This is a genomic window from Myxococcus sp. CA023 (genome assembly GCF_010998615.1).
GTDB lineage: Bacteria > Myxococcota > Myxococcia > Myxococcales > Myxococcaceae > Myxococcus.
The window spans coordinates 16,755-29,429 of the sequence record NZ_JAAEAH010000027.1; the positions used below are offsets into that span (position 1 = coordinate 16,755).

At 68.8% G+C, this 12,675-nt stretch carries 6 protein-coding genes; 3 read left to right on the forward strand and 3 right to left on the reverse strand.

Annotated features, from left to right (window positions below):
• Positions 1-79: 79 nt before the first annotated feature.
• Positions 80-3,100: a DEAD/DEAH box helicase gene (locus F8M74_RS14025; RefSeq protein ID WP_141256426.1), complete on the forward strand. Its 3,021-nt coding sequence runs from the start codon at positions 80-82 to the stop codon at positions 3,098-3,100.
• A 92-nt stretch (positions 3,101-3,192) separates the two neighbouring features.
• Here the strand turns inward: F8M74_RS14025 and F8M74_RS14030 are convergent, their stop codons facing one another.
• A complete protein-coding gene (locus F8M74_RS14030; RefSeq protein ID WP_141256425.1) occupies positions 3,193-4,539 on the reverse strand; it encodes an FHA domain-containing protein in 1,347 nt (448 codons plus the stop codon).
• Positions 4,540-4,541: 2 nt separating this feature from the next.
• The gene (gene trxA / locus F8M74_RS14035) at positions 4,542-6,839 is read right to left on the reverse strand and encodes a thioredoxin (protein ID WP_141256424.1); all 2,298 of its coding nucleotides are present in this window, start codon (positions 6,837-6,839) and stop codon (positions 4,542-4,544) included.
• A gap of 514 nt (positions 6,840-7,353) precedes the next feature.
• Here trxA and F8M74_RS14040 point away from each other — a divergent pair.
• A complete protein-coding gene (locus tag F8M74_RS14040; protein WP_141256423.1) occupies positions 7,354-8,844 on the forward strand; it encodes a serine/threonine-protein kinase in 1,491 nt (496 codons plus the stop codon).
• Positions 8,845-8,859: 15 nt separating this feature from the next.
• On the opposite strand, the gene F8M74_RS14045 is transcribed toward F8M74_RS14040, so the two are convergent.
• Complete coding sequence (locus F8M74_RS14045) at positions 8,860-10,434, reverse strand: DUF4419 domain-containing protein (RefSeq protein ID WP_141256422.1); 1,575 nt, start codon at positions 10,432-10,434, stop codon at positions 8,860-8,862.
• Positions 10,435-10,651: 217 nt separating this feature from the next.
• Here F8M74_RS14045 and F8M74_RS14050 point away from each other — a divergent pair, with 217 nt between their 5' ends.
• On the forward strand, positions 10,652-12,535 hold the full coding sequence (locus F8M74_RS14050) for a S28 family serine protease (RefSeq protein ID WP_228560287.1): 1,884 nt from the start codon (positions 10,652-10,654) through the stop codon (positions 12,533-12,535).
• Positions 12,536-12,675: the final 140 nt, after the last annotated feature.

Here is a 12,675-nt window from a genome sequence, read left to right on the forward strand (position 1 = left end):
CCCCCTGACACCCCGCCGCACCCGGAACGAGGCCCGGGTTGCACGAGGCTCCGCATGGGGATAGGGAAGCAGGCCTCGTATGTCTGCGACCGCGGAGCTGCTCGATGCCGTCCGGGAGGAAGCGCGCCCGGACACCTGGTCTGCCGGCACGACTCTCGCTCGCGCGGGCGCCGTCTCGGTGCAGTCCGTGGATGAGGAAGAGGCCGTGCTGCGGGTGCGCGTGCCCAGCCGGCCCGCCCCCGTGAAGACGGTGCTCTACCTGGATGAAGCCATCTGGGAGTGCGACTGCCGCGGCCGGGTGGACCCCTGCGAGCACGTGGTCGCGGCGGCGCTGATTCTCCACCAGCATGCCACGGCACGGCGTGCCCCCGCGCAGCGTCCGGCCGCCCCCGCCGCGCGCCCAGGTGCGAACACCGTCACCAGGCCCAGCGCACCCGCGGCTGGCGCGCCAAAGCCGGAGCGCATGGTGTACCGGTTCAAGCGCGTGGACGGCGGGCTCCAGTTGGAGCGGCTGGTGGTGCGTCCGGACAACACCGCGCGACTGCTGGCGCGCAGCCTGGCCTCGCTGCTCACCAATCCCGTGGAGGCCGCTCGCATCCAGACGCAGCCGTGCGACCTGCTCGCGGACAAGCTGCTGCTGAAGCCCACCCGGGGCGCGCTGCCACCCGAGCGGCTCAACGCGCTGCTGCGCGTCCTGGAGCCCGCGCGCACCGTGCTCTTCGACGGCGCCTTGGTGTCGGTGACGAGCGAGCCCCTCATGCCCCGCGTCACCGTGGAAGACCGCGGTGAGAACACGGTGCTCAAGGTGGAGAAGGACCCGCGCGTCACCGAGGTGGTGAGCCCCGGCCTCGCGCTGTGCAGCGGGACGCTCTGTCCCCTGGGGGAACAGGGCCTCACGGGGCCCTGGCTGGAGAAGCTGCCGCAGGAGCGCGCCTTCGCGCCCCACCAGATGGGAGACCTGACGGGAAAGGTGCTGCCGGACATCGCGCGGCGCATGCCGGTGGATGTGCGAAGTCAACGGCTGCCGCCCATCGACCGCACGCTGAAGCCTCGCATCTCCCTGGAGCTGAACCAGCTCGACACCGGCCTCTCCGTGCTGCCGACGCTGGTGTATGGCTCGCCGCCTACCGTGCGCATCGACAGCGGACGCATGGTGTACCTGAAGGGCGCCGCGCCCGTGCGCGACGAGGCCGCCGAGCAGATGCTCGTCCACCAGCTCCGCGACGAGCTGAACATGGCCCCCGGGCGGCGCGTCACGGTGCAGGGGAAGGAAGCCGTCCAGCTCGCCGACAAGCTGCGGCGCTGGCGCGGGGGCCTCACGGGGGATGGCGCGGCGGTAGTGACGAACCCGAACGTGCAACTGCGCCCGGTGCTCAAGGTGGACACGGGCGCCGGCACCGAGGGCGTGCCGCACGTGGGCTTCTCCTTCGACTTCCAGGTGGAGGGCGAGGACCGGGAATCGCCCCGCTCCGTGGATGCGGCGGCGGTCATGCGGGCCTGGGAAGAAGGGCTCGGGCTGGTGCCATTGGAAGGTGGCGGCTGGGCGCCCCTGCCCGCGGAGTGGCTGAAGTCCCATGGCCAGCGCGTGGCGGACCTGCTGTCCGCGCGAGGCCGGGATGGCCGGCTCGCCAACCATGCCATTCCGCAGCTCACCGGCCTGTGTGAAGCGCTGGAGCACCCCTCCCCACCGGGCCTGGAGCGGCTGGCGCCCCTGGTGAAGGGCTTCGAGAAGCTTCCCGAGCCGCAGCTGCCGGAAGACCTCACGGCGACGCTGCGCGCGTATCAGCTCCAGGGTGTGAGCTGGCTCACCTTCCTGCGTCAGGCGGGACTGGGCGGCGTGCTCGCGGACGACATGGGTCTGGGCAAGACGCTGCAGACCATCTGCACGCTGGGCCCGGGCACCCTGGTGGTGGCGCCCACGAGCGTGCTGCCCAACTGGGAAGCGGAGGTGAAGCGCTTCCGTCCCTCGATGAAGGTCTCCGTGTACCACGGCCCCGGACGCGCGCTGGATGAGTCGGCCGACGTGACGCTGACGACGTATGCCTTGATGCGCCTGGACGCGGAGGTCCTGGGCGCGAAGCAGTGGAGCACCGTCGTGCTGGACGAGGCCCAGGCCATCAAGAATCCAGACAGCCAGGTGGCGCGAGCCGCGTATGGATTGCAGGCGGACTTCAAGCTGGCGCTGAGTGGCACGCCCATCGAAAACCGGCTGGAGGAGCTCTGGAGCCTGATGCACTTCACCAACCAGGGCCTGCTCGGTGGACGGAAGGACTTCGAGGAGCGCTGGGCGCGGCCTGTCGCGGACAACCACAAGGGCGCGGCGGAGCGGCTGCGGGCGCGCATCCGCCCCTTCATCCTGCGCAGGCTCAAGCGGGACGTGGCGCCGGAGCTGCCGCCCCGGACGGACGCCGTGCGCCACGTGACGCTCACCGAGCGGGAGCGCGCCGTCTACGACGCTGTCTACGCGGCGACGCGCGAGGAAGTGGTGTCGCAGCTCGAGGCGGGCGGCAGCGTGTTGAAGGCCTTGGAGGCCCTGCTGCGGCTGCGGCAGGCGGCGTGCCACCCTGCCCTCGTGCCGGGCCAGCAGGCGAAGACCTCGTCCAAGGTGCAGGCCCTGGTGGAGGCACTGGGCACGGCGGTGGAGGACGGGCACAAGGCGCTCGTCTTCTCCCAGTGGACGTCGATGCTGGACCTCATCGAGCCCGCGCTTCAGGAAGCGGGCATCGGCTTCATCCGGCTGGATGGCAGCACGGCCAACCGGGGTGCGGTGGCGGCGTCGTTCCAGGACCCGAAGGGCCCACCGGTGATGTTGATTTCCCTCAAGGCGGGCGCCACGGGCCTCAACCTCACGGCGGCGGACCACGTCTTCCTCGTGGACCCATGGTGGAACCCGTCCGTGGAAGCCCAGGCCGCGGACCGCGCGCACCGCATCGGTCAGCAGCGGCCCGTCATGGTGTACCGGCTGGTGTCCCAGGGGACGGTCGAGGAGAAGATCCTCACGCTCCAGGCGAAGAAGCGGGAGCTGTTCGAGGCCGCGCTCGGCGGCGGCTCCGGGGCCACCGCGATTACGCGTGCGGACCTGATGCAACTCCTTGCGTAGCCGCCGCAAATCCCTGGATGCCGGCATCCACCGGGGGCTCGACCTTCTCCAACCGTGTCGGCAGGCCCAACACCGTTATCGCCCCCTCTTGTTCAACCGCCCGCGGGACGCATCGTGAAGGAAACGGCCTCCGTGCCGAGCATGTACTCGTCACCGTCCGAGACCTGCTGCCGGGTGATGCGCTCGTCGTTGAACCAGGTCCCGTTCGAGGAGTTGAGGTCCTCGATGAAGACCTCGTCCCCCACTCGCGTGACGACAGCGTGCTCGCGCGAGACACGCTCTGACTTCACGACGAGGCTGCAGCGGGGGCCTCGGCCAATCGTGAAGCGCTCTGTGGAGACGGCCACCGGCGTGCCTTGCGCCCACCGGACGAAGACCTCCAGCGGCGCGGGAGCCTTCACGATGTTGGTGGTCTCCGCCGACTGGTCCTCCAGAATCGTCGCGGCTTCGTCAGGCGGCCGAATCTTCGGCACAGGACGCGCCACCAGCGGACGTGCCGCAATCGGCGTCGCGACGGGTGCCTCTGCCTTGGCAGGCTCCGCGGGCTCATCCTCGACGCCCAGTGCCGCAAGCTCCGCGGCAATGTCGTCACTGGACACATCCCCCTTCATGCCGCTGCCCGCCGGTGCCTCGGCCTCATCGTCCGAAGCAGCTTCTTCGGACTCCGAATCGTCTGAGTCTTCGGCGGACTCCTCGTCCGAATCGTCCTCCGCGGCATCCTCATCGGACGCATCGTCTTCCGAGTCCTCATCCGACGAATCGTCGGACTCCTCGTCATCGGAGTCGTCGGAATCCTCATCGTCGGCGTCGTCAGACTCCTCGTCATCGGAGTCGTCGGACTCATCATCGTCGGCGTCGTCCGATTGCGCGGCCAGCCCCTCCGACGGCTGCACGGATGCGTCGACTTCCGCGAGAATCTCCTGCATCCGCGCGAGCACCAGCTCAGTAGGGGGCATCTGCGCCACGGACAGAGGCACCGAGGTGACGCCACGAGGCTCCGTCGCGGGCTCCTCCGTCGCGTCGTCCGCCGAGAACGTGTCCACGGCCGGGGCAGCAGGAGCCGCTGCCGGGCCAGCCACCGCAGCCGCGGCAGACACCGATTCCTGCGTACCGGCCCCAGGACTGACGGGCGGCACAGCCGTTGCCACCGGCTCGGCGACCGGAGGCGCGACCACGCTCGACGCCGCCACCACGGGACGCGCCGCCACGGGTGCAGCGGCCTGGACCACGGGCTCCGCACCCGTCACGGCCCCACCGGCCACCTGCGCCTCCCCGCCCAGCGACACCACTGTGGGGGACACGTAGCCATTCTGGCGCGCGAGCTGGAACAGGGCCTGCGCCACCAGCGCATCCCGGTCCACGCCCATGTCGCGGCTCATCAATTCCAGCGCCCGCCACAGGGGCTCGGAGACTTCAATCGTCTGACGAATCCGCTTCATGACTACCCCCTCAGATTGGCCTGCCACGGAGACACGTGGTTCGCGTCAGTCAGCCAGAAGAACATCGCCTGCGTCTCCGCGTACTGCTCTTCGGCAATCCCCGCCAGATTGGGATGCAGCTCCTGGAGGGCAACCCCTTCGAAATCGAACGTTGGCAGGTCCGGGTCGATGTGACCACGGGTCCGCCGGTTGCGGCACTGCCACAGCCGCTGCGTGGCCTGTCCCGCCGCCTGACCGAAGTCGGCCGGAGGCGTCAGCGCATCCGGCATCCGAATCGCATCCTCCCCGCACGCCCACAAGAGCCAGGTCAGCGCGCTCCAGTCCCCACGGGCCGCACGGGACAAGGCCGGAATCCCCATCCCCTTCGTGGACAGTGTCTCGTCAACGTCCACCGAGTCACCATCCGCGTCCTCGACCTCCGTCTGCTCCAGCTCGACGGGCCCGTCAGGCAGCAGGGACGACACATCGGGCGGCAGCCAGGGCACGTTCGCGCCGGGCTTGAAGCGAGAGAGAATCTCCGCGCGCAGCAACTGGAGTCGAGTGGCGTACTTGCGGACCACGGCCTGCACCGCGTCCAGTTCCTTCGTGGGCCCGTCGGGGACCTCATCGAACGTGCAGTGCGAGGGCTCACGTCCCGGCCAGAACTCGAAGCGCGGGAACAGCACCCGCCCGTAAGCCGAGAGGAACTTCCACGAATCCGGCTCCGACGGTGCCAGCGCCTCCGCGTCCTTCTGCATCTGCTCGCCCAACCCCAGGTTCGCCAGGATGAGGCTCCGGGTGAACAGGTACGCCGAGCGCTCCGGCGCGAGCAGCATCGCGGCCAGGATGAAGTCCAACGCCGCCCGGGGCCGGTCCTGCTGGTCGTGGAGCACCGCAAAGCCCCGGAACAAGGTCGCGGGCTCCGCGCCCCGCACCAGCGCATCCGCCAGCGCCGCCCGCTCATCCGCCGCGCTGTTCATCACGCCCTCGGCGTGCTCGCGCGCGCTCGACTCCGAACGCGGCAGGGTGAGTGCCTCCAACCACGCCTTCAACGGCGCCACATCCAACGACACCGCGCTGGCACGCGCCATGGCCAGGAGCGCCTCCCGGTAGCGGCGCTCGGCTCGCGCCTGCTCGGCGAACTCGCGCCAGGCATCCGCCGTCCTCGGCAGGTTCGTGAACACTTCGGAGGAATCAAGCGCCTCATGGTCCTGGGCCACGCCCAGGTCCCTCAAGGCCACGACCTTCCGGTCCGCGTCCAGCAGCTTCCACGTACCGCACGCGAAGTCGTCCGCCATCTCCCCCTCGTCGAACTCCACGCGAGGGTCGGCGTACTCGCCCTCCGCGAACGAGTGGTAGCGCCCATGGCGGCTGCCCTCCTGGAACTCCGCCTCCCAGACGAGGTCACCATCCCGGTCCCAGAACCGGCACAGGCCGTGTCGCTCCCCTGCCGCGTTGAGCGACACGGACGCCCACTGGTCCTGGTCCTCGCGGTACTCAACCTTCTCGGGGAGGTTCGCGGGCCGCGTGGGGTACGGCGCTCCGGTGGAGGGCACCACGCGTTCGCCGGCGCCGTTGTAGTGCAGCACCTGCGTCACGCGGCCGTTCGCGTAGACCATCACCGTGCGGCGGACCTTCTCGCTGACGCCGTTCTCATGCATCCGCTCGGTGGTGAATTGGTCGGACGCGTACCAGGTGCGCGGGCCGTGCAGGTTGCCCTCCTCGAACGCGCCATCCTGGGACACCTCCCCGCTCTCGTGGAAGCGCTTGAAGGGGCCGTGGGGCTTGCCGTGGACGAAGATGCACTCGTTGCAGAGGGTTCCATCGGCGCGCCAGTACTTCCAGGGGCCGTGCTTCTCACCCTCCTCGTCGGTGTCGCCGAAGCACCACTCCTCGTCTCCGGCATCCCATTCCGCGTGGGGCGGGATGCCAGGCGGCGGCGTCCCCTCCTCCGTCAGCTTGCGGTTCGCCGCCCGCTGCTGCTCGACGGCCAGGTCCACGGAGTCCAGCTTGCTCAGCCAGGTCGCGAACGCCGAGGCCGACATCGCGCCCGAGGCGCGCCGGACCTCGACGCCATCCTTGAAGGCCACCAGCGTGGGAATGGAGCGAATCTCCATCTGGCCGGAGACCTCTTCCTGCGCCTCCGTATCGAGCTTGCCGAAGGTGATGTTCGGGAACTCCTTCGCGGCGGCCTCGAAGGTCGGCGCGAAGCCGCGGCAGGGACCACACCACTCCGCCCAGAAGTCCACCACGCACACCCCTGCCTCCTGGGTGATGCGCTCGAAGTTCTCCTGGGTCAACTCAACGGTCTGTCCTGCCACGGCGACTCCCTTGCGAGATGCGTGGGACGATAGAAATGAGCGAGGGCCTTCACGTCAACGGTGCAGTTCACGAACGGCACACGGGACGCTCGAACACCGCCCAGCTCGGGAATCCACACGCGAATCCCGTCTCAGAAAGCGAAAAAGCCCAAACCTTGAGAAGAACGTGCCCACGAAATACGGCGTGCGCCGCTCGGAGCGCGGGACACCGCCAGTAGACTCCGTGAATGCAAGCCGCCGACGACGAGCCCTACGCCCTCTTCCGGCGTACGCCCCAGGGGCTCACGACGGAGGTCGTCGGGAAGATGCTGCGCCCCTGGCTCGATGGGTCCGTCCCACCTGGGAGAGGTCACCACGACCCCGGGTGAAACAGCCCCGCGAAACTCCTGAAACAATTACAATACCAGCAGGTCGCTGAGCGAAGGGCCTTCCGCGAATTCAACGGCGACTGCATCCGTCATCGGGAGGATCGTCGCCAACGTTCTTCATCAGGCTCGGGTATACACGTTGCGTCATGAGTCGCTCATCCTTGGTCGGAACAGTGCTGGGGCAGAAGTATCGACTGCGCCAGCGGATTGGCGTGGGGGGGATGGGCACCGTCTACGAGGCGGAGCAACTGGACATAGGCCGAACCGTGGCCGTCAAGGTGCTCCGGCAGCACCTCCTCGGCGAGCCGGCCGTGCACGCACGCTTCCGCCGCGAGGCCCAGGCCACCGCGGGCGTGAAGCATCCGAACATCGTCGAGGTGATGGACTTTCACGACGCACCGGATGAGCCGCCGTTCCTGGTGATGGAGTTGCTGAAGGGCCAGACGCTGAAGTCGCTGATGAAGAAGGAAGGCCCCCTGCCCGTGGGACGCGCGGCGGCCATTGCCCACCAGTTGGCGACCGCGCTGGTGGCGGCGCATCACGCCGGCGTCGTCCACCGCGACATCAAGCCCGACAACATCTTCCTGGTCGACACGGGGACCGAAGCCCTCCACGTGAAGCTGCTGGACTTCGGCGTCGCGCGGCTCATGCATGAAGACGACGCCACCGCGCTGGGCACGGAGTCTGGCGCCTGGGTCGGCACGCCGTCGTACATGGCTCCGGAGCAGATCCGCTGCCGCCCTGTCGACGGACGCGCGGACATCTACTCGCTGGGCGCCTGCCTGTATCAGATGGTGACGGGACAGCGGCCCATCGACGTGGCGGACAACGTGGCCCTGCTCTCCGCCGTCATGCACCAGGTGCCCGCTCCGCTCAGCGGCGTGCGCACGGACGTGCCGGACGGTTTCTCCCAGGTGGTGGAGCGCACGCTGGAGAAGGACCCGGCCACGCGCTACGCGGACTCCGACGAGTTGGCCCAGGCGCTCGAGCCCTGGATTCACGCTGCCCCCGTGGCGGCCCCTTCGGCCCCTCAGCCTGAAGTCGCAAGCGCCGCTCCCCCGGAGCCCGCGAACACAGCCCCCGTGCCCGCAACGCCTGTCGCGGCGGAACACGCCGCCACACCTCACACGCGCTCCGGCCCGCAGCCCGTCCTCGTCGCGGCGGAACACGTCCCCCCGCCGCACACGCGCTCCCGCCTGCAGACCGTCCTCATGGTCGCCAGCGCGCTGGCGGTGGGCCTCGCCGCAACGGGAGGGCTCGTCATGACGGCCTCCGGAATGACGCCCACGGAGGAGCTCGCCCGCCTCCGGGTCATCGAGCTGCCCCGCCTGACGGAGAACGGCACCGCCGCGCCCGCGCCTCGCGGGTACACGGACGGCTGGGTCGCCGAGTCCATTGAAGGGCGCCTGCCCGCGCTCGACAGCTGCTACGCGCGGAACGGCGAGGACGCCGCATGCCGTCAGGACACCTACGCCGTGGTCTACTCCCCCGAAGGCATCGTCCTCGGAGCACGCATGCACCCGCCCCAGCCCATCCCGCTCGCGCAGTGCATCAACAAGGTGCTCCGGGGGCTCGCCCTGGGCAAGCCACGCGAAGCCATCGCCGGCACCGCCACCGTCACGCTCAGGCGAGAGTAATCCCTCTCAAGGAAATCAGAACCACAACTCCTCGACCTCTCCCGGCGTGAAGCCCGGCTCCTGGAAGTAGACGCGCCCCTGCGAATTGAGCGCCTTGTGAAGGAACTCCGTCAGCGAGGCGGCGACGCACACGCCGGTCCGCGACTGAGCGCTTTCCACCCAGTAGAGCGGGAGCTTCCCAGGCTGCTGTGAGTTGAAACGGTAGGCCAGGAAGCCGTGTTCGCCCACATCACAGAAGCGCGTCCAGCCGTGTGGGTAGCCGCTGGATTGCGGATCTGCCAGACGGGTCTTGTTCCAGCGCGTCCCGTCGTGGAACTCCAGCGCCCCCGACGCCCGGATGCGGTACACGGCCGCATCCCCCTGGCCGAAGAGCGACGCGCCGTCGCATGCGGCGTAGAACTGGCTGATGTCCGCCGGGATTCCACATTCCCCCCACAGGTCGCGCCACTTGCTGTGACGAGCCTCCGAGAGGGCCTCGGCCATGCGGTGCTCATCCTTGATGCGCCGGAGCATCGCATCCAGCCCCAGGTCCTCGTGGACCACCCAGCCCGGCACCGGCCGCAGCGCCAGCGTCTCCGCGGACTGGAGCGTCCCCATGAAGCCCGCCGTCAGGGCCATCCGTGCCTTCACCATCCCTGAATCGGTGGCCACCGCGAGCAGGAGCGACACCCGGGACAGCCCGGTGGGCAATCTGTCACTGGAAAGGGTGTCGCCCTTCTCCGAGGCGTCGGGCTTGCCCAGCGCCTGGGCCTCCAGCATCGGATTGGGAAAGTCATATTCGCCCGTCAATTGATTGCGAAGGAAGGGGAACAGCTTGCCAATCCAGCCATTGAAGGTATCGCTGCCATAGGCGTGGTGCAGTTTGTAGATGGCTTGCCAGAACTTGCGGTCCTCCCGTCCCTCCGAAGCCCGGATGAACTGGTCGCACAGCGGCAGCAGGTGCCGGGCCCAGGTTTCCATGCCGTACCGCGGAAGCTGTCCTACCTTGTCCCGCAGCTTGCGCCAGTCCTCCGGTGAGCCCTCGAGCGTGATGGTGGGAATGCCGCAGATGCACATCACCACGTAGTCGAAGTACTCCCGCATCGCATCCATCAGCACGATTTGACTGACCACGCGCTCCACCGGCCCCGTCGTGGAGAAGTCGCACACCATCAGGTCGTGCAGCGCGGGCGAGTGCCCTTGAATCATCCCGGAGAAGTCGTCCACGACGCCGGGCCAGAAATCATCCGATGCAAGGTCCGTCTGGGACGCGTCGCGTGTCACCACCAACTGCTTGCGCCCCTGGTGACGTACCAGGTCGAATCGCAGCGCCTCCGCGTTGCGGGTGATGTGCAGGGCCAGCCCCTGGGCGATGGTGATCCAGAGGATGTCCGGAGACAGCACCAATGGGCGGTGCCCGCTGAAGGCCAGATGCACCGCGGAGAGCAATGGATGGGTCGCCTCGGGACGCACGAACCGCGCCTCGCGATGGGAGGCCCCGAGCACCTTGGCGTCCAACCGCCCACTCAGGGCTTCGGTGAGTCCGACCTCTTCCAAGGGCAGGACGGCGGGCTTCACGGCATCGACGGCGAACGTCACGCGATGGGGCATGCACGCATTACATCGCGCGTGCTCGGATGGCGGCAAGCACCCCATCGAGCGTGAAGGCAGACAGCGCTCCGGCTGGAAATCTCCAGCGGCGCGCGGGGACTGCCCCCGCACCACAACGGGGCACGGCGACGACAGATCGATGCGCTAATGTCTCGCAGCCATGGCATCTGCGACACCGCGTCCATCAACTGAGGGGTTCATGCTCCGTTCAAGAAGGTTGTCTCACTCCATCCTGCTTCTACTTCCGCTGCTGCTGGCCCTGACCCAGACGGCCTGCGGCGGCGACACGCCCGAGCCCCGTCAGGATGCAGGCATCCAGACGCCCGACGCAGGCAGGGACGACGCGGGGACGGGCGACGCGGGCACCGATGACGCGGGTACGGACGACGCGGGCACTGAGCCGGATGACGCGGGCACCGATGACGCAGGCACGGAGCCGGACGACGCGGGCACGGAGCCAGACGACGCGGGCACGGGCGAGGAGGACGGAGGCTCGGGCCCGATGGACGGAGGCAGCGGAGACGCGGGCACGGAGCCGGACGACGCGGGCACCGATGACGCGGGCACGGAGCCGGACGACGCGGGCACCGATGACGCGGGCACGGAGCCGGACGACGCGGGCACGGGTGAGGAGGACGGAGGCTCGGGCCCGACGGACGGGGGCACCGGAGACGGAGGCACGGAGCCACCGGAGTGCCCATTCGGGCCCCCGGATGGCGGTGTCTCGAACCCCGGCGACCCGACCGTCGTCCAGGACCCGACCGCGGACATCCTGGACCGGCTGCGGGCCATTCCCGGCCTCACCGTCGCGGAGAACCCCAACGGCGTCACGGTCCCCGCGGGTCACCGCTTCTTTGTCATGGAGTACGACCAGCCCGCCGACCACGCGCGCCCCGAGTGCCAGCGCTTCAAGCAGCGATTGGTCCTGCTGCACCGTTCGGTCACTGCGCCCGTGGTCTTCTACACAAGCGGCTACTACGTGTCCCTGAGCGCGGGCCGCCGCGAGCTGACGACGTTGCTGGCCGCGAACCAGCTCTCCATCGAGCACCGCTTCTTCCTGCCCAGCCGTCCGGAGCCCGCGGACTGGAGCCAGCTCACCATCAAGCAGTCGGCGGACGACTTCCACCGGGTCGCCCAGGCGATCAAGCAAATCTATTCCGCGTCCTGGGTGTCCACGGGCGTCAGCAAGGGTGGAGAGACCATGGTGTTCTACCGCCGGTTCCACCCGGAGGATGTGGACGCGACGGTGGCCTATGTGGCGCCGCTCGTGCTCGGCGAAGATGAGCGCTTCCCCGCCTTCCAGGCCACTGTGGGAGGCCCGGAGTTGGAGTGGTGCCGCGAGCAAATCCACACCTTCCAGCGCGCCGTGCTGAACCGCCGCCAGGAGATGGTGGCGCTGCTGCGCGCCTATGCCGTGAACCAGGGCCTCACCTACAACCAGCTTGGCTTCGAGCGGGCCCTGGAGCACGCCGTCATCGAGACGTACTTCGCCTTCTGGCAGTACTCCATCCCCCAGTACTGCGACGCGTTCCCCGATGACACGGCGTCGAGTGAATACATGCTGGACATCATTGACTGGGCGGTGGGCCTTGCCACGTTCTCCGACAACAGCAGCTCCGGCATCGCTCCGTACTACCCCTACTACTACCAGGCGGGTCTGGAGTTGGGCTGGCCCAAGCCCTACGAGGCGCACCTGGGCAGCCTCATCCAGCACCCCGGAACGAACATCGCGCCGGTGTACTCGACGCCCGGCGTGCCGGTCGTGTTCCGGCCCCAGGCCATGCAGGACATCGAGGACTGGCTCGTGACGCATGGCCAGCGGGTGATGTTCATCTATGGCGACCTGGACCCGTGGACGGCGGCGGCGTTCCCGCTCGGCAACGCTCAGGACTCCTTCGTGTTCACCGTTCCGGGCGGCAACCACGGAAGCACCATCAACCAGCTCCCCACCACCCTTCGGGTCCAGGCCCAGGACATCGTGCGGCGCTGGGCAGGCGTCCCGTCACTGAAGCACGCCCCGGTGCCACACCCGGAGGCCGACACCGTCGAGTTCGGCCCGCACCTGCCGCCCCGGCTGCTGCAACCGCCCCCGGCCCCGTAGCCCGCGGCGAACGCCGCTCACCGGAGAAGCCGTTCCGGTGAGCTGACGTGTCATCCCTCCAGCTGACGCGTCAGCGCCGCGTGATACACGGCGACCCGCGCGCCAAACATCGAAAATCACATACATTTGAGCAGCAACCA

Excerpts from the sequence above, each read along its gene's own strand:
- F8M74_RS14045 (WP_141256422.1), bottom strand. The coding sequence starts at position 10,434 with ATGCCCCATCGCGTGACGTTCGCCGTCGATGCCGTGAAGCCCGCCGTC.
- F8M74_RS14025 (WP_141256426.1), top strand. The coding sequence starts at position 80 with ATGTCTGCGACCGCGGAGCTGCTCGATGCCGTCCGGGAGGAAGCGCGC.
- F8M74_RS14030 (WP_141256425.1), bottom strand. The coding sequence starts at position 4,539 with ATGAAGCGGATTCGTCAGACGATTGAAGTCTCCGAGCCCCTGTGGCGG.
- F8M74_RS14040 (WP_141256423.1), top strand. The coding sequence starts at position 7,354 with ATGAGTCGCTCATCCTTGGTCGGAACAGTGCTGGGGCAGAAGTATCGA.